Here is a 22,631-nt window from a genome sequence, read left to right as displayed (position 1 = left end):
AATTTATTTCACACTAATTAAACACCAGTCAATTGAAGTTCAGCATTAACATATATTATAAACCGTTGGTCATAATAACATTGCACAAACAGGTTTCATTTATGGTGTTACTCGCTTTAACTATCCTCTCGCTCATAGGGGTTTTCGTTTTTCTAATAAAATTAGGCATTTTGGCCCAGCATAGGGTGCACATAAAGCGAGGACAGTATTCACGCGATGATTGGCCGAGCGTTACCGTTGTGATCCCTGCCCGTAACGAAGAACATAACCTAAAAGTGTCACTTGGCAGCATCCTCGAGCAAGACTATCCAGCAGACAAGCTTGAGATAATTGTTGTCGATGACTTCTCTGAAGATAAAACTCGCCAAGTTGCCCAGCAGATGATGTCACAGAGCGTATTTAATGCACGATGCATTACTGGTCGCCCACTACCTAAAGGGTGGATAGGCAAAAGTAATGCCTGCATGGCTGGTGCCCTACAAGCCAGTGGGGAGTATATCTTCTTTATTGATGCCGATACCCAGTCAGATAAAAGTATGCTGAAAAGCATTATGGATTTCACATTAGCAAAAGAGATTGATCTTCTCTCTTTTAACCCTCGGCAACTCATGGTTTCAGCCGCTGAGAAAACTCTTTTACCGGGTCTGTTTTTATCGATCGCCTCTTTTATGAAGTTTCATGAGTCAAACGATCCTGACAAAGAAGAAGCCATAGCCAATGGACAAGCAATGCTGTTTAAAACCAGCGCATATCAAGCCGTAGATGGGCATACCGTTGTCGCCTCTGAGATCTCTGAAGATCTTGCCTTTGCCAAAGCTATGAAAGAACGCGGCTTTAAGATTTTCTGGGCATTTGCAGATAATCTTATGAGCACACGCATGTACACCAGTGCGGAAGAGATCTGGCACGGTTTTTCTAAAAACATGAACCGAATCGTAGAGGTAAACTGCTTTTCACAAGCGTTAGCATTACTTGGAAAATCCCTCTTTATTGCATGGTCGACACCAGTATTGCTTCTCCTGTCGTGGCTGTCATACAGCAGCGATCCCTCTCAAATCGCCCTGTTCACCATTGGGATCAATCTGCTAATGCAGATCGTATTACTGATTACTTATGCCGTGCTCGCAACTCAGTTATTTGTACCCATCATTTACGCTGCTTTTGTTCCGTTTGGCATTTCCTTACAAGGCCTGCTAGTGCTCAACTCTTTCCGTCTTGCAAAGCAAAAATCCATCTCTTGGAAAGGACGAGTGGTCGAATAATGAAAAAGGTTTTATTTTTGCTACTTGCGCTCGTTTCTGTTCAAGCTATCTCGGCTCAGGCCTTTGCACAAGAAGCACCATGGAAGAACGTTCGAGACCGCAATGGCATACAAGTATATAACCGGTCAATTGAAGGCAGCGACTTTAAAGAGTTTATGGCGCAAACGACCATCAACGCCAACCTCAGCACCATTATTGCGGTATTTGCAGATACTCCTTCAGGCATTGAGTGGGTTGAAAATGTTGACGAAATGCATACGGAAAAAGTGATTAGTGAATCAGAAACCATTACGGTAACACTGAGTAAAGCACCGTGGCCGGTAGCGGATCGTGATGCTGTAGTCCTAAACAAAACAACCCAAAACCCAGACACATTGGTCGTTACCCTGCAACAGCAAGGCATTCCAGACTACCTGCCACTTAAAGCTGGTGTTGTCAGAGTGAAAAGCTTAACCAGTCGCTGGGTGTTCACTCCTGTCAGTGAGTCGGTTACGAATATCCACTACCAGGTTCTTACTGATCCCGGAGGCAACCTGCCCGCATGGCTAATCAACCTAGTATCCGTCTCTCAGCCGTACAACTCTCTACTTGGACTAAAAAAAATGGTAGAGCGCGAGGCCTACCACAATATACATTACCCTCATATTGTTAACTTTCATTAATCACGCTGCTTGAGCTGTTCTTGCGATAAAGCCAACTAGACGCAAAACTTAAGGCCGCGATGGTTATCAAGCGTTACATAAGCCCCCTTCACTAAGGGGGCCTGTTACTCGATTCGCTAACGCTCTCGCTGAAATTGATTCATCAACCTTTCCAAACCTTCCAAACGCTCCACTAGCATGCGGGTATTTTCTACAGAGGTATTACTGGAGTTCTCTGTCTCGCTGGCAAATTGACTGATTTTCTGAATATGTTCCGCAATGTCAACGCTAACGCCCACTTGCTGCTCTACCGCTGCCGCAATCTGGTGGCTGCTATCAGTCACGACATCCAGCACCTGATTGATTTCTTTGAGCTGCTCCCCCATAGCCAACGCCTGCTGACGACAATGTTCAGACTGCTCACCACCACGGTCTACCGCAGCCACTGCCTGGCCCGCGATATCTTGCAGCTGAGTGATCATCTGGTGAATTTCTCCAGTGGAAGACTGTGTCTTCTGCGCCAATGAGCGTACTTCATCCGCGACAACGGCAAAACCTCGTCCAGCTTCACCAGCACGAGCAGCTTCAATGGCTGCATTGAGTGCCAACAAATTAGTTTGATCAGCGATAGTACCAATGACATCCAGAATGCCTTCGATCTGACGGCTACTCTCAGACAAAGCGTTGATCACCCGCTTAGAGTCATCTAACTCTTTATGCAATGTATTGACTGATATGATTGTTTCCTCAACCCTCATCTGCCCGCTGTTAGCAACCTGTTGTGCCTTTACCGTCATTTCAGAGGCATTCGTTGCATTTTCAGCGACTTCTTTAACGGTTGATGACATCTGATCGATTGCCACCCCGATTTGTTCTGTCGAAAGGGTCTGCTGCTGCAGATTGGTTTTAATTTGCTGGGTGTTGGCAAATTCATCTTCTGCCGAAAGAAGAATATCCGCAGAGGTTTCACTGGCTCGCGCGACAATGGCGCGCAATTCACCGTGCCTCATTCTTAATGCCAGCTCAATACCAGAGTAATCATCAAATTTACCGGTGTATATGGGCTCCATAAGTACATTATCGTAAGCTTCACAGGCAAGCGCCTTCACAGTAGCCAGGCGCTTTTGTGTATACCGGTTGACAATTAACCCGATGAATAACATGGCACTGACGAGCATCGTAATCGTGGAAGACGAGGCTATCGCTTCATACATAGCCAATAAGCCACTAATGACTAAGATGCAATTCAATACAGCGCCAACATTCAAGCGAAAACGGTTGCCACTGTGCTTGCCTTCGCTGAGTGCTTTATATGTCGTTTCCGCCCGTTTAATCTCTTCCTTGTTTGGCTTACTGCGTACCGACTGGTATTCAATAACCTTGCCCTCGCTGTTCACAATGGGAGTGACAAACGCAGAAACCCAATAGTAATTACCATCCTTACACTTGTTTTTGACCAACCCCATCCAACTCTTGCCGGCTTTCACATACTGCCAAAGCTGTGCAAACGCCGCTTTAGGCATATCTGGATGTCGAACAATGTTATGGGGGTTATCGATCAGCTCTTGACTGCTATAGCCAGCAACATCACAAAAGGTATTATTGGCATAGGTAATGGTGCTGCTGGGATCTGTCGTGGAAATCAAGTTCAATGAGGCTGAATATTCGATTTCCTTCCCTTGGCTCGGCGTATTCTCAAATCGCATATTTTTCGCTGTCATTATTGCCACTTGTCATTTTTATACAGGTTATATTTGAAAAAAGCCCAGAAGAGCAATTTATTGCTTAAAACAACCTTTATTGTGACATTTATCCCAAAACACCAAATTGATTTATATTAAATAACCAAGAAACATCAAAGAATTAGGTCTTGATACAATGAGGCTACTCCGTTATGGCCAGACAAAAAAACCCGCAAAAATGCGGGTTTTAAGTCTGAGTTGCTTATTCATTATTTGAAGCGATAGAACACTGTTGCCAGAGGCGGCAAATCAATAGCGATAGATTGCCCAAGCCCGTGGCTAGCCACTTTCTGTGTCGCGATAGATGCTTTCACGGGTGCATTGCTGCCCCAGTATTTTCCATCATCGGTATTGAGTATTAGCTCATATTCACCAGCAGCAGGCACACCCAGCAGATATCCTTCTCGAGGTACCGGGGTAAAGTTACTGACAATAAGTACTTTGTCGCCATTAAGCGCAATACGCTCATGAGCCAAAATGCTATTACCAGCATCATCCTGAACACGCCACTCAAAACCAGCAGGGTCGCAGTCTTGCTCGTACATTGCAGGCTCAGAGGTATACAATGCGTTCAAGTCTTTAACGACTGCCTGCATACCACTATGACGCGGGTACTGAAGCCAATGCCACTCTAGCTGACCATCGTGACACCACTCTGCACTCTGGGCAATTTCTGCACCCATAAAGTTCAGCTTCTTACCCGGCTGGCCATACATATACCCCATGAATGCACGCAAGTTGGCCGTTTTCTGCCATTCGTCACCTGGCATTTTGTCAAGTAGCGAGCCTTTGCCGTAAACAACTTCATCATGTGATAGAGACAATACGTAGTTTTCACTGAATGCATATACCATTGGGAAAGTAATGGTATTGTGATGGTAACTACGATGTACAGGCTCTTCCTGGATATAGGAAAGGCTATCGTGCATCCAGCCCATGTTCCACTTGAAGCCGAAACCCAAACCGCCCATATCAGTCGGCTTTGTCACGCCTGGGTAGGCCGTTGACTCTTCAGCAATGGTCATGGCATTCGGATAATGGCGGTACACTTCCTCGTTGACCCAACGCAGCAAGCTCACCGCATCGAAGTTAACATTGCCACCTTCATGGTTAGGGATCCACTGATCATGCTCACGGGAATAATCCAGATACAGCATTGATGCAACAGCATCTACACGCAAACCATCAATATGGTAATGCTCGAACCAGAACAAGGCATTCGATACGAGGAAGCGGCGGACATGATCACGGCCGTAATCATAGATGTAGCTCTTCCAATCTTGGTGCCAACCACGACGAGGATCCGGATCGTTAAACAATGCCGTTCCATCGAAATTCGCCAGGCCGTGATCATCTGATGGGAAGTGGGCAGGAACCCAATCCAATACCACGCCGATGTTAGCTTGGTGGCACTGGTCAACGAAGTATTTGAAGTCATCTGGTGAGCCGAAACGACTCGTTGGTGCAAATAGACCGATTGGCTGGTAACCCCATGAACCATAGAACGGGTGCTCAGATACGGGCATCAGCTCAATATGGGTATATCCCATATCACTCAGGTAAGGGATCAGCTCTTCAGCAAGTTCACGATAGTTAAGGAACTCGCCTTTATCGTTTTTACGCCATGAGCCCGCATGTAACTCATAGAACGACAATGCTTGTTGATGCTTGGCGGTTACCGGGCGGTTTTGCCATGTACTATCTTGCCACGCATAGTGAGCTTGGTCATAAACTTTGGACGCAAATGATGGGTATTGCTCTGATTGATACCCCCACGGGTCCGCTTTATGAGGTAGTCCCTCGCCTGCACTGTCTTTCAACTCAAACTTATAAAGGGTGCCTTCCTTAAGTTCAGGAATAAACAGCCCCCATAAACCATCATCCAGGCGCTGCATTGGATGGCGACGACCATCCCACGCATTGAAGTGGCCAACGACACTTACTGCTGAGGCATTAGGTGCAAAGACAAGAAAACGTACACCAGAGACAGATGAATTGCCTCGATTCAGTGTGACGAGCTGCGCACCCATTTCACTGTGCATCCGTGATGGGTCTGCCAGTGCTTCACCTGACTGAATCAAATTATGGAATTGGTAAGGATCGTAAATCGTTTGTTCGCCTTGCGGCCATTTAACGACAAGTTGATATAGTGCAGTGGTAAAATCGAAATCACCCTCAAGCACAAAACCGCTATCGGCTTCACGTGCGAGGGTAAAACGTTCACCGTTTTCAGTTATTGCTTCAACAGAATCAGCGCCTGGCACGTACACGCGAAGTGCGATGTCATTCGACTGATATTGAGGGCCTAAAAATGAAAATGGATCTGAAGATGCAGCTCTCTCGAGCTGCAAATATTCCTTATCACTGCGGGTCACTGTAGGTGTGTCCAACGCATTACTCCTGATATTACTTATTTTTTGATGCTTCTGCTCGTGCTTCGGTTAAACGACGAGTCAGGTCAACAATATTCTGGCGAGTGAAGATATCGTCCAACGTGGTCGAAAGCTTTCGACGCCAGTTAGGATACTCATCAACGGTGCCCGGAATATTGACTGGCTTATCCATTTCTAGCCAATCTTCCAGCTGTAGGCTCAATAGCGCGCTAGAGCCGGCAGCTAGGTGGAGTTGCATGGCTTCGCTTAATTGCTGATCCATCGGCACATATGCAGCGTTATGCCCAACCCCTTCAGGAAGATAACCATGCCAAGCCAAACTATCAAGGATTTTTTGTTTGCTTTCAGCACGACTATCAAACAAACCAGCCAATTGTTCTTGGTTCGGATACAAGCCAAGCTCTTCACCCATCTTCAGGTCATCGCAGTGCCAGAAGCCACGAAGTGTTGGCATATCATGCGTACAGAGCGCTGACATCGATTGGTCGGCATAGTGCTTCGGTGAATAAAAACCTCCGTCTTCTGCCGTTTCGAAGAAAAAGACTTTATACGAATGAATACCTGCAGTGGCCAATTTATCAACAATTTCATCTGGCACGGTGCCAAGATCTTCGCCAATCACCGTACATTGGTAGCGATGGCTTTCCAACGCCAGAATAGACATCATGTCTTCAACCGGATAGTACATATAAGCACCATCTTGCGCAGACTCACCCTTTGGAATCCACCAAAGACGTAGCAGGCCAAGCACGTGGTCAATACGAAGTGCGCCACAGCTACGCATGTTTGAACGTAGTAGCTGGATAAACGGCTCATAGGCGCGTTCTTTGAGTACCTCAGGGTTCAACGGTGGCAGACCCCAGTTCTGGCCTAGTGGACCAAGAATATCAGGCGGCGCGCCCACGCTAACGTCCTGACAAAGTGCACCGTGATCCGCCCAAGTTTCAGAGCCTGAATCACACACCCCTACCGCTAAGTCGCGGTACAGGCCGATGACCATGCCTTTTTCTTCAGCAAGTTCATTCACTTCAGCCAATTGAGCATCAGCCAACCACTGTAGGTACATGAACAATTGCACCTGAACGTAGTTTTTCTTAATAAACGTCTGAACAGCGGCATTATCGAAGTGACGATACTCTTCAGGGAAGACAGGCCAGCCCCAAGTATTATCATCTGCTTTTTTCAACTCAGCATGTAGCGCATCGAAAGCGGCTTGGTGAAGCAGGCTTTCACCACCATCTTCAACAAACTGTAGGAACTGCTGGGCACGTGCTGTGTTCTTCTCAAGATGGCGCTCGCTGAAGGTTTTGAACAGCAATGGAAGAACGGCCATTTTCAGGCATGATACTTCACTGTAGTTTACCCAGTTGGTATTACGTGCTTCACTGAGTCGCTGTTGGAATTCAGGGCTGCCAACAAGCTGTTGTGCTTCATCACACTGCGCAAACTCGGTAACAGAGCTCACATCAATATACATCAGGTTCAGCCAACGACGAGAAGAGGGGCTATATGGGCTCGCACCTTCTGGGTTAGCGGGGAATAAGGAGTGAATTGGGTTCAAACCCACAAAATCACCACCACGGCTAGCCACGTCAGCAACCAATTGTTTCAGGTCGCCAAAGTCACCAATGCCCCAGTTGTGATTAGTACGAATTGAATACAGCTGAACGCTGGTACCCCAGAGTTTCTTGTTGCTATTCAGGTCATCCTGCTTGTAACAAGACTGTGGAGCAACGATCAAAGTCATTTCAAATGGAGATTTACGACGCTTACGGAACACCTCTAGCTTGTGGTAACCCCATGCCAAATCATCTGGCAGAGCAAACACCAAGGTGCCACCTTCTGCACGCTCGTCGGACACAAGCTGAGACTGCAACCAACCTTCGAGCACTTCACCCTGTTCGGTTGCCAAACGCCAGCTAAAATCGCTGATACGCGCGCTTTGACCCAAGTGCATTTCAATATGCATAGGCTCACCACTGCGTATCACCTTAACTGGTGCCAGCACATCTGGGCGAAGTTTCTTGTTTGCTGATTCGAGCAAAGCTTCATCATTTTTGGTGTCGTAACCTAGCGCTGCCAGCAGGCGACGGATTGTATCGCTGTCAACTTGCGCTTCATCTCCCCAAGCACTGACATAGTTATCGGCAATGCCTACCATGTCAGCAACTTGTTTTAATACTTGATCGTCTTTCATCGTTCTCTCCGTTAGCGGCCTTGCGGCCGCTACGATGTTAAAGTTTTGCTGATATCAATTCGTACTTTTACAGCCTAAAGCCGTTACAGTGAAACTGGCTCTAGTTTCCAGATGTTGTTAGCGTAGTCTCGAATACTACGGTCTGAACTGAACTTGCTCATCAGTGCCGTGTTCAGAATGGCTTTACGAGCCCATGTCTTCTGGTCACGGTATTCCGCATCGATTTTCTCTTGCGTCTTCACGTAATCGGCAAAATCAGCCAGTACCAGGTATGGGTCACCGCCTTCCAGCAGGTTGTGGCGAATTGCCGCCAGCTGGCCAGGGTTACCTGGTGTGAATTCATCAGTCTCTAACAAATCCAGTGCTGCGCGCAGAAGGCTATCAGCATGGTAGTAACGGTAAGGGTCGTAACCCTCTTGTTTCAGTTTTTGTACTTCATCGACCAACAGGCCAAAGATGAAGATATTTTCGTCACCCACTTCTTCGCGCATTTCGACGTTAGCGCCGTCCATCGTACCGATGGTCAATGCACCGTTCATCGCGAACTTCATATTACCCGTACCCGATGCTTCTTTACCTGCAGTTGAGATCTGCTCGGAAACATCAGCCGCCGGGAATAAGATTTCGGCCAAGCTCACGCGGTAGTCAGGGATGAATACCACTTTCAACTTGCCGCCAAGGCGTGGGTCGTTATTCACTTTCTCAGCCACTTTGTTGATGGCGAAGATAATGTCTTTAGCCAGTGCGTAACCCGGAGCCGCTTTCGCGCCGAAGAAGAACACACGTGGGTGCATGTCGAACGTTGGGTCGTTCAGCAAGCGGTGGTACAGCGCCAGAATATTTAGCAAATTCAAGTGCTGACGCTTGTATTCGTGCAAACGCTTGATTTGGATATCAAAGATGGCATCAGTATCTAATTCGATACCCATGTTCTCTTCGACCCAATCAGCCAAACGCTGCTTGTTTTCTTTCTTCACGGCCATGTAGCGCTTCTGGAAGGCTGCATCGTCAGCGAATTTCTCTAAGCCAGCGATTTTCTCTAGGTTTGCCGGCCAGTCATTACCCACCTTCTCGCTGATCAGCGCAGAAAGGCCTGGGTTACAGTATTTGATCCAACGACGCGGTGTTACACCGTTCGTTACATTGGTCAAACGGCCTGGGAAAATCTCATTGAACTCAGGGAACAGATCACGTTTCACCAACTCAGAGTGAAGAGCGGCTACACCGTTGACTGCGTAGGTACTGACCACACACAAGTTAGCCATACGAACCATGCGTTGTGGGCCTTCCTGAATAATCGACAGCTTGCGCTTCACTTCGTTGTTGCTCGGCCAAGTTTGCTCAACCTGCTTCATGAAGCGGTGGTTGATTTCAAAAATGATTTCCATGTGACGAGGCAGCATCTGATGGATCAGCGCTTCACTCCACGTTTCCAATGCTTCTGGAAGCAATGTGTGGTTAGTGTAAGCAAATGTCTTCGACGAAATTTCCCATGCTTTTTCCCAGCCTAGCTTGTACTCATCCAGAAGGATGCGCATTAGCTCTGGAATCGCGATAGTTGGGTGGGTGTCATTGAGCTGAATAGTTTCAAGCTTAGACAGCGACTCAATAGTATTACCAGCCGCTTCGTGACGGCGAAGGATATCAGCAACCGAACATGCACAGTGGAAGTACTGCTGCATCAGGCGCAGTGCTTTACCCTGATCGTGGTTGTCGTTCGGGTATAGTACTTTAGTTACGTTACCTGCTTCTAGTGCAGAGTACTGGGCACCCACGTAGTCACCATCGTTGAAGCGCGCTAGGTTAAATGGTGCGTTCGAGCGACATTCCCATAGGCGTAATGGGTAAACACTCTTGTTGTCGTAGCCAACAATTGGTAGATCCCAAGCCACACCTTCAACAGACATAGCCGGAACCCAACGACGGCACTCAACACCATTTTCATCGGTGTAGCCCTCAACGTGGCCGTACAGGCTTACTTGTTGACTAAGCTCTGGGCGAAGAACTTCCCATGGGTAGCCTTCGATACCACGCCATGCATCCGGTGCTTCGACCTGACGGCCATCAACGAATGACTGGCGGAATAGGCCATATTCGTAATGCAGGCCGTAGCCGACTGCAGGATACTCTTGTGCTGCTAGTGAATCCATGAAACATGCAGCTAGACGACCTAGACCACCGTTACCCAATGCAGGGTCACGCTCTTCTTCCAACAGGTCGGTTAGGTTCTGGCCCATCTCTTCCATTGCTTCAGCAACGTTTTCGTATAGGCCCATGCTGATTAGGTTGTTGCCAGTAAGGCGGCCGATCAGAAACTCGAGTGAAAGGTAGTTAACACTGCGAGCTTTCTGCTCAGCAAGATTCTTTTCAGTGGCCAATAGGTTACCCGTGCTGATTTCAGCCAGCGCTTTACCCATTGCCAAATACCAACTGCGAGTTGACGCAGTTTCATCCGTAGTTGCGTATGTTGTTGTGAGGTGTTTTTCTACTGCCGCTTGGAAAGCTGCTTTATTAAATTGTTGTGTCTGACCATTCTTAGGCATGGTTCAATCTCGCTCTAGGATTATTTCCAACTGCTGACAATGTTGCCTGTATTTATCAGCGCTAACATCCTCCCAAAATGGGGAGGAGTAGGGATGAGTGGGAGGGGCGTAGTTATGAATCTCCCCCACTTTCTGTGACAAGATGCAAAATTCTGGGGTGTAGAAAGACTTAAACGCCCATCCATATGCATTTAAAGTCACAAATACAGACTACCTTTCCATGTGCAATTGAATAGATACAAGTTGATGAAAAATCGGAGATATGTGAACTGTGTCATAAATATAGGGATGAGTTGATAACTTTTGCTGAATTCAGCCTGATGCGCTGTCAAAGTTATCGACTAGATCAAATGCCATACTGCAATTTTTTGAAATGATAACCAGGATTACATGGCATAAATGCTCAGATAACATCATTCATTAAGAGCAACGCTCCTGAGCGACAATGGAACTGAAACCTTACAATAAGATAGCAAGACTATGTGGATACCATCTAAACTAACTCGTCCGGCACGCCTTCATAATGCAATACTGCGTCCCCGTTTGCTGGAAACACTAGACCAGGCACCGTTCTATCGTCTTGTGCTATTTCGATCTCCTGCTGGCTATGGAAAAACCACCATGGCAGCCCAATGGTTGAACGAGCACCCGCATACCGGTTGGTTTAATATCGACGAAAATGACAACGATACTTTCCGTTTTGCGAATTATTTACTCCAAAATATCAACAAAGCGACCAACAACGCCTGCTTGAAAACTCAAGCAATGGCTGAACGTCGTCAGTTTGCATGCCTCTCGACCCTGTTTAGCGAACTGTTCGGTGAACTGGCTGATTACCATGAACAAACCTACGTCGTGCTTGATGACTATCACCTTATCAATAACGATGATATTCACGACGGTTTGCGATTCTTCCTCAAACATATGCCAGACAATCTGACCTTGGTGGTCACCAGCCGCACATTGCCACCTCTCGGCACAGCAAACTTGCGTATTCGTGATCTGCTGATCGAGGTAGATAACGATCTGCTGGCCTTCGATGAAGAAGAAACAACTCGCTTTTTCGATAAGCGTATCGGCGAGAATATCGAAGCCAATGTATTGAAATCACTCCACCAGCAAGTGGAAGGCTGGCCCTCAGCTCTACAGCTAATCGCCCTGCACGCCCAGCAAAAACCGCACAATCTGGTCGAGTCTGCCGAATCGATGGCGAGCTTTAACCGTGGTCACCTATGGGATTACCTTGCCGAAGAAGTTTTCGATCTACTTGATGGCGAAACCCAGCGATTCCTACTGCAATGTTCAGTGCTTGCTATGTTCAACGCACAACTTGTAACCGACCTGACTGGACGTAGTGATGCGTTAGCTGTTCTCGAGTCATTAAACCGATTCGGCTTGTTCCTCAATACCCTTGAGGGTGATAACAACTGGTACCGCTTCCATAATCTATTTGCTGAATTCCTCCGCCATCAGCGCTACTCCCAAATCCCTCAGCAGAGAGCTGAGTTACATGCGTTAGCAGCCAAGGCTTGGCTAAAGCAAAATTCACCCCAACAAGCGCTACTTCATGCCCAAAAATGTGAAGATTCAGCCCTCGTTATCCATATCCTGTGTGATTTTGGCTGGGAGATGTTCCACCATGGTGAAATGAAGCTCCTCCAAGATGCCTTGGGCAATATCGACACCGAAGAACTCTACGCCCAACCTCGCCTAAATCTCCTTCATATGTGGCTGCTGCAAAGCCAGCACCTATACAATGATGTGGGCGATTTGATCGTGGAGACAGAAAAAGAATTCGCTAAACGTGATATTGAGCTTGATGACGCGCTGCAAGGTGAATTTAATGCACTACGCGCTCAGGTTGCGATCAACCAAAGTAAACCCGATGATGCCCTCATCCTTTCAGAGCAAGCACTAGGCCAGTTGCCTTCGACAACCTATCGTAGCCGAATCGTTGCGACCTCGGTTGTCGGTGAAGTACACCATTGTTTGGGTAATCTAAGCCGCGCGTTGCCGATGATGCAGCAAACCGAAAAAATGGCTCGCCAATACCATGTCTATCATCAGGCGCTATGGGCTCTACTTCAACAGGCAGAAATCCTACTGGCTCAAGGTTATGTCCAGAGTGCCTATGAATTGCTAGAACAGGCTTTCAAACTGGTCAAAGAGCAGCACCTGCAACAAGTTCCATTGCATGAGTTCCTACTGCGCCTGCGCGCGCAAATCCTATGGTGTTGGAATCGCCTTGATGAAGCAGAAGAAGCTGCGCTGAAAAGCCTTGAAGTGCTTGCACCGTATGACGAAACCAAGTCATTGCACGCATATTCCATGCTTGCTCGTATTGCGATTACCCGTGGTGAGCAGGACAAAGCAAGCCGCTACCTTGATCTCTGCAACAGCCTAATGGGCCGCTCTGTCTATCACATTGACTGGCGTGCTAACACTGACTTGGCCAATTTGCTGTATTGGCAAATCACCGGCGACATGGACAGTATCCAGCAATGGCTTATTCATGCTGAGCAACCAGATGCCGCATGTAACCACTTCCAGCAACTTCAATGGCGCAATATCGGCCGTGCGTGTGTCAATACCGGCGAGTTTGAGCGCGCTGAAGCCATCTTCAACATGTTGGACGATAGCTGTAATAAGCATAACTTGATCACAGACAAAAACCGTAACCTTGTGATACAAGCAGTACTGAGCAAGCGTCAAGATCAAAGAGAGTTAGCCCTCGCTCAGATCAAGCAAGCACTTGAACTAACAAACAGTACAGGCATGGTCGGCATTTTCCTTTGCGACGGAAGCGAGATCTGCGATCTGATACAAGAGTTGGTCGATACCAAAGTACTCAATGAACTAGAACTGCACCGTGCCCGCCAGTTACTCAGGGAGATGACAAGCAAGGAGCGTAACCGCTCTGTACACTTTGACGAAAACTTTGTCGAGAAGCTACTCAATTTACCTGATGTGCCCGAGCTTATCCGTACCAGCCCACTGACCCAACGAGAATGGCAGGTCCTGGGATTGATCTACACCGGTTACAGCAATGAGCAGATTGCCTCTGAACTTGATGTGGCGTCTACCACAATCAAAACGCACATTCGCAACCTGTACCAAAAACTCAATATCGCAAACCGTCAACAGGCAATTGAAACAGCTGAGAACTTATTGAAGCTAATGGGCTTCTAGCTGTACCGCAGAGCCCAAGTAAAAGTGGTTAAGGATAACCAATGAAAGAATGGAGTAAGGATCGACTCTGGTATCAGGATATGCCATTCAAATTGAATGGCATACCTGTTGGGGCGAGGATGACGGTGATACGGCTTGAAAATGACAAGTTACTCATCCACTCTCCTATCCAACTGACAACCGCGCTCCAGCTTGAGCTGAGCAAGCTTGGTGCCATCCAGGCTATAGTCCCCCCCAATATGAGCCACCACTTATTTCTTTCGGAGTGGTGGCTCGCCTACCCCGAGGCATACTTTTTCGCCCCGCCGGGTCTACAAAACAAGCGTACTGACCTCGTCTTTGATGATGCCCTCAGTGCCAAGAGTCCTGAAATATGGCAGCACCAGCTGTATCAAACCCTGTTAAGAGGAAGTGACCGGATGGAAGAAGTGATCCTCTGCGATCCTGCCTCTAACACATTGATCGTTGGTGATACTCTGGCTTGGTTTCGACCTACCTCAAATTTGTTTACCATGGCTTTAGCACTGGCTAATGGCTGCTACCTGCATCCGGCCATGCCGCTATACTGGCGTTGGACTTTTCAGAATAGAACAAGGTTAAGACAATCGTTACAGGAAATCCTGACCTGGCCATTTGATCGGATTATTCTCTCTCACGGCCAGAACATAGAAACGGATGGAAAAGCACTTTTTCATCGTGCTTTTAAATGGGCATTGTAGATCAAAAAGAAGGGGCCGCATTTAGTCTGATTGCTCCCTTACCCCTAGTTACGACACCTGAAACAACACCTCGCGCTCACCAGCCAGGTGTTCGTTATATATTCCCTACCGCCATAAATTGCGTCACATTTGCCTTGAATCAATAAAATGATCATTTTTGTTCAAGGCAATTTTATATGTGATCAATATCACAACCAGTAGCAATAATAAGCGTATATTTTTATCCATCATTTGTATGAGGAAATGGATATGAATGCTTCAAAATTATACTTAAGGGACCTATTAGGCATTGGCTTGGTTACCTCCGCTATTTTAGTTGTACTTGGAATGATTTTTTGTCTGCTTGCTGCGTTGAACTTCTTCACTCATGAAGAAGTACTCGCTAATACGTATTTACATGAAGCATTACCGCTGTTTATCTTTATACTCCCATCTATTGCTATCGCCCGGTTCATTAACCGCCCAAGATGGATTCATGATGTTGAAGAGTATCAGTTAGAGTCAGCCAAGAAATTCAGCCAATCGCATTAATGCTTTCTTTCCCACCTCCAAGCTGGCGATAATGATCAATATGCTCTGGCTCGCTTGGAGTGTTTGCCGACTCCCTCGACTTAATTTCTATAATGACATCTTGATGTAAAACACTGGGCTTAAATTAATACCAAAAGCCAAGGGGTGCATAGCATTGAGCAAAGAAGGTATATACCGACAATTACCCGAACTCATGCAGCTCGAAACCATCATTGATCATTCGATTCCTGCGGTAAAACACATTGGTACCTCAACTGAAGTGATTAGCCATGCGGAACTCGATGGTATTCCTCTGCCCATCTATAAAATCAGCCTCGGTGCTCTTGAAAGCGACTCACCGTGTCTATTTTTCGTTGGCGGAGTACACGGCCTCGAGCGTATCGGTAGCCAAGTCGTTATCTCCTTGCTGGAAAGCCTATGCCAGCGCCTTCACTGGGATGAGGCTTTACAACATAAATTACGCCGTATTAAGCTCATTTTTATTCCGCTGTTAAACCCGGTCGGTATGGCAAAACGTTACCGCTCTAACGGCCACCATATCGATTTAATGAGGAACGCACCGGTGGACAGTAAAGAGCCGACGCCATGGCTTGTAGGCGGTCACCGGATATCAAAGTTCATTCCTTGGTATCGTGGTAAAGCGATTCACGGTATGGAAGTGGAATCCCAGGCACTGATTAATGAAGTGCTTCTCGCCGCCCAGACTAGTCCGCTTACCCTCGCCCTCGATTGCCATTCAGGATTTGGAACAAAAGATCGCCTTTGGTTCCCCTATGCTAAAAGTAAACTGACGCCCATTGCTCAAATTGGGGCGCTGTACCACTTAAGGACACTATTTTTTAATGCCTTTCCCCACCAGAATTATGTATTTGAACCCCAAACGAAGCATTACACTTGCCACGGCGACTTATGGGATTACTTGTATGACATCACAGAGAGTCGTCAGCAGCACCTACTTCCGATTACACTTGAGATGGGATCTTGGCGATGGGTTCAGAAAAACCCACTGCAACTCCTCGATCGTATTGGACTTTTTCACCCAGTAAAACCACATAGGATCCAGCGTGTGCTGCGAACTCACTTAACACTGACCGAGTTTCTAATGAATGCAACCTACTCATACCAGCACTGGTATTTGAGCGAACAAAACGATGCATTTGCCCTGCAAGCAAAATCGCTCTGGTATCCACTCGAGCTCACTCAAACAGCTAAGAAAATATTATGAGCTCGTCACCCAAAAATACTGAGCGGCCGATTTTGTTAATCAGGGGGCTTTTACGAGAAACTCGCCATTGGGGAGTCTTTGCCGATCAATTGAAAGCTGCTTTTCCACAGCGAGAGATCATCGCCTTTGATATTGCGGGAAACGGCTCCCGGCATAACGAACAATCTGCCACCCGCATCTCTGACATGGTAGACGACCTATATACTCAATTGACTAACGAACAAGCTCAATCCGAACAAACAAATCGAGCTAATAAGGAAAACGGTGACGTTGATATTATCGCGATATCAATGGGAGGAATGATTGCGCTGGAATGGATGCAAAAGTTCCCGCAAGATGTCCATTCCGCCATACTGATAAACGCCAGCCTCAGTAACTACTCCCCTTTCACCAAAAGACTAAAATGGCAACAATACATCAATATCCTGCAGTACTTTTTACTTTCCGAAGCGAAGCGCGAAGCTCTGATCTTTGATATGACCACCCATCAATCGCCCCCCGATATCATAGACAACTGGGTAAACTGGCGTCAGACCAACCCAGTCTCAGCGTCCAATGCGCTACGCCAACTCTATGCAGCCAGCCGCTATCAATATCACGGCAATCCCGACTCGCAAACCTTGCTTATTGGCAGCCAGAATGATGCCCTTGTTGATATATCATGCAGTCAGGTGTTAGCTAAAGCTTGGCAGATCCCTTTGCTAATCCATCCAACTGCCGGTCATGATTTGCCATCCGATGACCCAGATTGGTTAATCGATAAGGTACGACAGTTTTATCAACGCCCCCCCTAGCCATAACTTGAATATGAATACGCTATGAATATCGCCCTCAGGATTAATTCAACTAAAAGCTTGCAAACTATCTTCAGTTAATACGAATACCGGAGATAGTTATGACCCCTTTAAGTATTGTGATCATCACACTGAATGAAGAAAAACGCATTGGCCGCCTACTGGAAGACTTAAGCAAACAAAGCCACCAGCAGTACGAGGTTATCGTGGTCGATTCCAACAGCGACGATAACACCTGTGACGTTGCCAGGGGGTTCGAACAGGCTTTGCCCAGCTTAACCGTTCATAAAATGAGTCAACGTGGTACCAGCCTTGGCCGTAATACCGGTGCTCAACTCGCCAAACATGAAAGGCTATTATTTCTTGATGCCGATGTTCGGCTGAGCCCGACTTTCTTAACCAATGCACTGTATGAATTGGAAAGCCGAAAACTCGACATTGCCGGTGCCTTCATAGAAGCCAATGATTTATCATTCGGCTACAAAATAGGCTACGCACTGTTCAATGCTGGGCTGTTTACCACTTCGTTTTTCTTCCCTACAGCTGTTGGTGCTTGCATGTTTTCGACCAAACGCGTTCACAACGAGATTGGCGGCTTTGACCCAAGCATCGTGCTTTGCGATGACTGTGATTATGCCAACCGTGCTGCTAAAACATGGCGTTACCGAATAATCCCTGTTCGTTTCTGGTTTGACCCTCGTCGCCTTGAGCAAGAAGGCTTCATTAAAATGGGCCTGACTTATATGAAAGCTAATATTCACCGTTTCTTCATGGGTGAAATGCGTAAGAAGGAAATGGATGACAAATTTGATCGTTACAACGATGCCAAATAAGCCATGAAAGGTACTGTGATTATTCAAGCTATATAAAAAAGCCGCCAATTTGGCGGCTAAATAAAATCATTTTATTGAATATAAATTTAACGCGGTTTGGCGAAAACCTGAGTCCAGTAAATGCCGTATGATGTATCAGCATTTTCAACAAAAGAGGCCCCCATTTCGGTTACACTACCGTTCATTATGTTTTTACAGTGACCAGGGCTATTCATCCAAGAAGTCATTACTGCATCAATATCTTTTTGTCCTGCAGCAACGTTTTCAGCCCATGTTGACCATGCATACCCTGTCGCGTTAATACGGTCTTCAGGAGAACTGCCATCAGAACCTGTGTGGCTCATGAAGTTATTATTGGCCATATCGCTTGAATGAATGAATGCTGCGTCTTCTAGGTCATAATCCCATTCCAGCGCTTGGACAGCCGGCATCATTTCACCACCACAGTTCTGTGACTGAGAGCGTGCTTGGTTTACCGCATAGAGCATCTGCTCGGCAAAGGTATCTCCAGGGCCTGGATCTGGGTCAGTATTGCCTTCATCACCACCGGTATTGTTATCATTTCCACCACCAGTGTTGTTATCATCACCAGGATTTGTGCCCGTATCACCTTCAGGTAACTGAACTGGATTACCTGAGTTATCAGTACCTGATGAAGAGGAGGAGCTAGAACCGCCGCCGCAACCGGCTAATAACAATGTTGACAACGCTACTATGGGTAAAACTTTCATAACATACCTTGTTTTGTATTAGGTGTGTTTTATTAGGCTCAATACTATAAATTTAGTCTAATAAAAAACAATAATTAATTTATTCCACGTTTTTTACAGAATACACTATACTTAACTCCCGCTTAATCATTCAATATGCAACGAAGACATTCCCATTAAACTGACAAACAATTAACAGAGAAAAACCGGTAATATTACACAGGAACTAATTTTAAGGTTATGATATATATGAATTAAAATTATCAGCCATAAAAACACACATATTGTAAGATTTAATAAACCAAACTGTCTAATAATTCAATCAATTCTTATAGCGTAAAGTTATTTAATTTCATGAAACAAGAACCCACAACAAAAATAAAGCAGCGTTGATGGCAATTAATTAAATATTGTGATTTTCTTGTTTTTATAAATAGAATTTTCAAAGACAAAAAAGTACCAATATTAATTGATACTTCTCAGAAACAGTTAGCAAAGTATAACTACATTTGCGCCAAATCTTCTTGTGTGACACTGACGCCTTTAATCTGGGCAAAGACTTTATCACCAACGCATAAATGAAGCTCATCAGCAGCCCACTTGGTAATATTGGCCCACAGTTGCGCCTCCCCTATCCTCAATCGAACTTCTATTCTCTCTAGTTCATCAACAGGGTGAATTTTATCGATCTTCGCTGCTATTACATTTCGAATGCTGGTCTGCTCTGGCTTCACTTTCGTCAAAGAAACATCATTAGAGTGAACCCGTACCCTAACCCACTCACCGCGCACGCTCTGCAGGCGGTTTACCCACAAATATGCATCATGATTGAGCATAACCTGTGTTAATGCATAGTGAGGATGGTGATGATTGACACGAGCGCTGAGTAACGAACTCTGCTCTTTTACCGGTAACCAAGGTCGCATCTCGGGCGAGCCCCAAACACTATTGATATGGCCAGACACAACGACCTTACCATGATGAATCATCACCATATGATCCGCCAAGCGTAAAATTTCATCCAAGCTGTGGGTAACGTAAACAATCGGGATCTTAACCTCTTTGGCAAGACGCTCCAAGTAGGGCATTAACTCCTGCTTACGCGGAAGATCAAGTGATGCCAATGGCTCATCCATTAACAGCATCGCCGGGTTGGAGAGCAATGCTCTACCGATTGCCACCCGCTGCTTTTCCCCACCCGATAAAGACGCTGGGTAACGTTTCAACAACCGCTCAATACCAAGCAGTTGTGTGACTGAATGAAATTGTTCTGAATCTTCATGCTTGATGCCATACCGAAGATTGCCTGCAACCGTATAGTGAGGAAAAAGCCTAGCATCCTGAAAAACATAACCAATCCGACGCTTTTCAGGCGGAAGATTGATGCCCAATTGCTGGTTATACAACACATGCTGCCCGAGTGAGATCGCCCCTGAATCAGGTGTCGTCAATCCACTGAGAACATTAATCAGCGATGTCTTACCCGCCCCTGAGCGGCCAAAAATAGCTGTAATCCCCTGCATGGGTAATCTAAGCTGAACATCCATCTCAAGATCACCCAGCTTTTGCTTCACATCAATCGCGATCATTTTACCTCCAAGCGCTGTCGAGCGGCTCGCGAAAACCATTCAGATGCAAGTATAGAAGCCAAGGCAATCACAATCGCAATCACACATAATCTTGCTGCTTGATCTTCAGCGCCAGGTGTTTCGATAAATGAATACATCGCCAACGGGATGGTTTGCGTTTCTCCAGGGATATTCGATACAAAAGTGATAGTCGCACCAAACTCGCCCAAGGCTCGGGCAAAGGCCAAAATAGCCCCAGTCAGAATCCCCGGTAAGGTCAGCGGCAAGGTAATGGTGAAAAATACTTTTATCGGGCTAGCTCCTAAAGTTCGCGCAGCCTGCTCAAGTTTGTAATCAACACTTTCAAGCGCCAAACGGATTGAACGCACCATTAGCGGGAAGGAAACCACTGCGACAGCTAACACGGCACCGCGCCAACTAAAACTAAATGTCAGGCCGAACCATTCATATAACGCTTTTCCAATTACGCCCTGGCGCCCCATCACCACCAGCAACAAATATCCAATGACAACAGGCGGAAGTACTAACGGTAAATGCACAATACCATCAAGTAATGATTTACCCATAAATTGACAGCGCGCCAGTAACCACGCACACAAAACACCAAAGGGTAAGCTGACGACAACCGCTACACTGGCTATTTTCAGGCTCAACAACAAAGCGTCTACTTCATAGTCGGTTAACACTACTTATTTTCTCCGGTACTGACATCCCCGAAACCATATTTAGTAAAAATATCAGCCGCCTCTTTTGAACTGAGATAGTGATAAAAGGTTTTGGCGCTTTCATTTTTATGGCCATCAACCATAGCAATCGGATAAGTGATCGCCGTGTGGCTCTCTGCTGGAAACTCACTGACAATATTCACTTTGCTGGAAATCAGTGCATCGGTTTTATATACCACACCAAGCAACGCTTCTTGCCTTTCCACAAGCAACAGAGCGCCACGTACATTGTTCGCTCTCGCCAATAAACGTTCTGCCTGTTGCCACAACCCGATATGCTCTAATGCTTCTTTGGTGTAGATCCCAGCCGGCACATGGTTAGGGTCGCCAACAGCGAGCCGGGTACCATCTAAGACACCACCGAGATCCAATGAAGCACTTAACGTGATTTGCTGGTGCGGAAAATTTTTGGGGGCGACCATCACCAAGCTGTTACGCAACAAAGGTTTCCTTGTAGATGGTTGAATAACCCCTTGGTCCAAAAGGTAATCCATCCACTTCTCATTGGCTGATAGATAAATATCAGCCGGTGCTCCTTGGGCTATTTGGCGGGCAAGCGCTGAAGAAGATGCATATGAAACCGTCGGCTTCTCCCCGGTTTTCCGCTCATACGCCGACACCACCTCATTCATCGCATTAGTCAGCGACGATGCTGCAAATACCGTTACTTTCTCAGCAGCGATAGTTGAAAACGACAATACAGACATAGCAACAGCAGCTACAGTCCCCTTCCAGCACTTCATCTTTAGTTCCTAGGAGCAAAAACACCGTTATATAGTAAAGTATATAACGCTAAAGCTGAATACCCAGATAGTGATAAAGCATTTGGGAAAGAGGTAATAAATCGGATTTTAACAAAGAAGACCGGAAGACTTTCTCGATGGCTTAGCCATCTGAAAATGAAACAATGCACATACAATCAGCAACTTAAAAATATTAAATCTAATGCCTCATCATTCACCCAAAAACCTTTTGCTGCAGCCATCAATTTAAGCTGTAATCGTAGTGAATAGTAATATTGAGAGACACGACAGAGTTACACCGTCACACAGTTAAGTAAAAACGTATAGAGAATTCTATACGGCATCCCCTTCATTGACGAGAGGTAGGGTTTGCAGGCCGATGATAACCCCTCCTTGAACCGCTTTTATTGCCACTTCATCACTACCTAAAGGGTCGCTAATTATCGCTAAAGTTTGATCCTTCTCGACTCGCTGCCCCAAAGCAACATGCGAGCGTAAAATACCGTCGAAGCCAGCCCGTATCCAACGTGTCGCTCTAGTAATAACAGGGGGGGGCAAAAACCAAAAACATTGACCACAGGGACTGCCACCAAGGTTCCTCGCAACTTATGAGGATCAACTTTAGTCAGCAGTTGCCTGACAATTTCGACACCATTTAGCTCATCACCATGTATCGCAACGTCAACAAGTAAAATAGGCCCAGAAAGCCGACCATTGATGATCTCCAAAGTACCGACCGTTTCGAATGAGTGTATAAACGCTCAACGTCTAAATCGACACCCATTCTTTGCCACG

At 46.3% G+C, this 22,631-nt stretch carries 17 protein-coding genes; 8 read left to right on the top strand and 9 right to left on the bottom strand.

Annotation, left to right across the window (positions count from 1 at the left end; genetic code table 11):
• Positions 1–80 precede the first annotated feature (80 nt).
• Both C9I99_RS02630 and C9I99_RS02625 read left to right on the top strand, forming a co-directional pair.
• On the top strand, positions 81–1,262 hold the full coding sequence (locus C9I99_RS02630) for a glycosyltransferase family 2 protein (RefSeq protein ID WP_244916297.1): 1,182 nt from the start codon (positions 81–83) through the stop codon (positions 1,260–1,262).
• Positions 1,262–1,924 (top strand): START domain-containing protein, encoded by a 663-nt coding sequence (locus C9I99_RS02625; RefSeq protein ID WP_107347284.1) that lies wholly within the window; start codon positions 1,262–1,264, stop codon positions 1,922–1,924. The genes C9I99_RS02630 and C9I99_RS02625 overlap by 1 nt, the downstream gene beginning before the upstream one ends.
• Positions 1,925–2,040: 116 nt before the next feature.
• Here C9I99_RS02625 and C9I99_RS02620 read toward each other — a convergent pair whose 3' ends face one another.
• The 4 genes from C9I99_RS02620 to C9I99_RS02605 all read right to left on the bottom strand — a co-directional run bounded on the left by C9I99_RS02620 (position 2,041) and on the right by C9I99_RS02605 (position 10,778).
• A complete protein-coding gene (locus C9I99_RS02620; protein ID WP_243734290.1) occupies positions 2,041–3,624 on the bottom strand; it encodes a methyl-accepting chemotaxis protein in 1,584 nt (527 codons plus the stop codon).
• A 230-nt stretch (positions 3,625–3,854) separates the two neighbouring features.
• Entirely contained in the window at positions 3,855–6,035 is a 2,181-nt protein-coding gene (gene glgB / locus C9I99_RS02615) for a 1,4-alpha-glucan branching protein GlgB (RefSeq protein ID WP_420849216.1), read from the bottom strand.
• A gap of 16 nt (positions 6,036–6,051) precedes the next feature.
• Positions 6,052–8,235: a 4-alpha-glucanotransferase gene (gene malQ / locus C9I99_RS02610; RefSeq protein ID WP_107347283.1), complete on the bottom strand. Its 2,184-nt coding sequence runs from the start codon at positions 8,233–8,235 to the stop codon at positions 6,052–6,054.
• Between the two features lie 83 nt (positions 8,236–8,318).
• On the bottom strand, positions 8,319–10,778 hold the full coding sequence (locus C9I99_RS02605) for a glycogen/starch/alpha-glucan phosphorylase (protein WP_107347282.1): 2,460 nt from the start codon (positions 10,776–10,778) through the stop codon (positions 8,319–8,321).
• A gap of 480 nt (positions 10,779–11,258) precedes the next feature.
• Here C9I99_RS02605 and malT point away from each other — a divergent pair, with 480 nt between their 5' ends.
• From malT to C9I99_RS02575, 6 genes are all read left to right on the top strand, one after another.
• Positions 11,259–13,967 carry an HTH-type transcriptional regulator MalT gene (gene malT / locus C9I99_RS02600; protein ID WP_107347281.1) on the top strand — a complete coding sequence of 903 codons (2,709 nt, stop codon included), beginning with the start codon at positions 11,259–11,261 and terminating at the stop codon, positions 13,965–13,967.
• A gap of 41 nt (positions 13,968–14,008) precedes the next feature.
• Complete coding sequence (locus C9I99_RS02595; protein WP_107347280.1) at positions 14,009–14,686, top strand: DUF4336 domain-containing protein; 678 nt, start codon at positions 14,009–14,011, stop codon at positions 14,684–14,686.
• Positions 14,687–14,935: 249 nt separating this feature from the next.
• Positions 14,936–15,217 (top strand): D-fructose-6-phosphate amidotransferase, encoded by a 282-nt coding sequence (locus tag C9I99_RS02590; RefSeq protein WP_107347279.1) that lies wholly within the window; start codon positions 14,936–14,938, stop codon positions 15,215–15,217.
• A 154-nt stretch (positions 15,218–15,371) separates the two neighbouring features.
• Entirely contained in the window at positions 15,372–16,442 is a 1,071-nt protein-coding gene (locus tag C9I99_RS02585; protein WP_243734289.1) for a M14 family zinc carboxypeptidase, read from the top strand.
• Positions 16,439–17,236: an alpha/beta fold hydrolase gene (locus C9I99_RS02580; RefSeq protein WP_107347277.1), complete on the top strand. Its 798-nt coding sequence runs from the start codon at positions 16,439–16,441 to the stop codon at positions 17,234–17,236. Before C9I99_RS02585 ends, C9I99_RS02580 begins: the two co-directional genes overlap by 4 nt.
• A 101-nt stretch (positions 17,237–17,337) precedes the next feature.
• Complete coding sequence (locus C9I99_RS02575) at positions 17,338–18,069, top strand: glycosyltransferase (RefSeq protein ID WP_107347276.1); 732 nt, start codon at positions 17,338–17,340, stop codon at positions 18,067–18,069.
• 86 nt (positions 18,070–18,155) lie between these two features.
• Here the strand turns inward: C9I99_RS02575 and C9I99_RS02570 are convergent, their stop codons facing one another.
• From C9I99_RS02570 to C9I99_RS27645, 5 genes are all read right to left on the bottom strand, one after another.
• Positions 18,156–18,800 (bottom strand): CAP domain-containing protein, encoded by a 645-nt coding sequence (locus tag C9I99_RS02570; RefSeq protein WP_107347275.1) that lies wholly within the window; start codon positions 18,798–18,800, stop codon positions 18,156–18,158.
• A gap of 482 nt (positions 18,801–19,282) precedes the next feature.
• The gene (gene modC / locus C9I99_RS02565) at positions 19,283–20,368 is read right to left on the bottom strand and encodes a molybdenum ABC transporter ATP-binding protein ModC (protein WP_107347274.1); all 1,086 of its coding nucleotides are present in this window, start codon (positions 20,366–20,368) and stop codon (positions 19,283–19,285) included.
• Positions 20,365–21,054: a molybdate ABC transporter permease subunit gene (gene modB, locus C9I99_RS02560; protein ID WP_107347273.1), complete on the bottom strand. Its 690-nt coding sequence runs from the start codon at positions 21,052–21,054 to the stop codon at positions 20,365–20,367. Before modB ends, modC begins: the two co-directional genes overlap by 4 nt.
• Positions 21,054–21,836 carry a molybdate ABC transporter substrate-binding protein gene (modA, locus tag C9I99_RS02555; protein ID WP_107347272.1) on the bottom strand — a complete coding sequence of 261 codons (783 nt, stop codon included), beginning with the start codon at positions 21,834–21,836 and terminating at the stop codon, positions 21,054–21,056. Before modA ends, modB begins: the two co-directional genes overlap by 1 nt.
• A gap of 446 nt (positions 21,837–22,282) precedes the next feature.
• Entirely contained in the window at positions 22,283–22,564 is a 282-nt protein-coding gene (locus tag C9I99_RS27645; RefSeq protein WP_420849215.1) for a M14 family metallopeptidase, read from the bottom strand.
• Between the last annotated feature and the right edge of the window lie 67 nt (positions 22,565–22,631).

It is taken from the genome of Photobacterium lutimaris (assembly GCF_003025555.1).
GTDB lineage: Bacteria > Pseudomonadota > Gammaproteobacteria > Enterobacterales > Vibrionaceae > Photobacterium > Photobacterium lutimaris.
This window is presented reverse-complemented; position numbering and strand designations above follow the sequence as displayed.

Bases quoted from the DNA above. Each gene is read 5' to 3' on its own strand.
- C9I99_RS02580 (WP_107347277.1), top strand. From the start codon at position 16,439: ATGAGCTCGTCACCCAAAAATACTGAGCGGCCGATTTTGTTAATCAGG.
- C9I99_RS02595 (WP_107347280.1), top strand. From the start codon at position 14,009: ATGAAAGAATGGAGTAAGGATCGACTCTGGTATCAGGATATGCCATTC.
- C9I99_RS02575 (WP_107347276.1), top strand. From the start codon at position 17,338: ATGACCCCTTTAAGTATTGTGATCATCACACTGAATGAAGAAAAACGC.
- C9I99_RS02625 (WP_107347284.1), top strand. From the start codon at position 1,262: ATGAAAAAGGTTTTATTTTTGCTACTTGCGCTCGTTTCTGTTCAAGCT.
- C9I99_RS02590 (WP_107347279.1), top strand. From the start codon at position 14,936: ATGAATGCTTCAAAATTATACTTAAGGGACCTATTAGGCATTGGCTTG.
- malQ (WP_107347283.1), bottom strand. From the start codon at position 8,235: ATGAAAGACGATCAAGTATTAAAACAAGTTGCTGACATGGTAGGCATT.
- modA (WP_107347272.1), bottom strand. From the start codon at position 21,836: ATGAAGTGCTGGAAGGGGACTGTAGCTGCTGTTGCTATGTCTGTATTG.
- C9I99_RS02570 (WP_107347275.1), bottom strand. From the start codon at position 18,800: ATGAAAGTTTTACCCATAGTAGCGTTGTCAACATTGTTATTAGCCGGT.
- modC (WP_107347274.1), bottom strand. From the start codon at position 20,368: ATGATCGCGATTGATGTGAAGCAAAAGCTGGGTGATCTTGAGATGGAT.
- C9I99_RS02620 (WP_243734290.1), bottom strand. From the start codon at position 3,624: ATGACAGCGAAAAATATGCGATTTGAGAATACGCCGAGCCAAGGGAAG.
- malT (WP_107347281.1), top strand. From the start codon at position 11,259: ATGTGGATACCATCTAAACTAACTCGTCCGGCACGCCTTCATAATGCA.
- C9I99_RS02605 (WP_107347282.1), bottom strand. From the start codon at position 10,778: ATGCCTAAGAATGGTCAGACACAACAATTTAATAAAGCAGCTTTCCAA.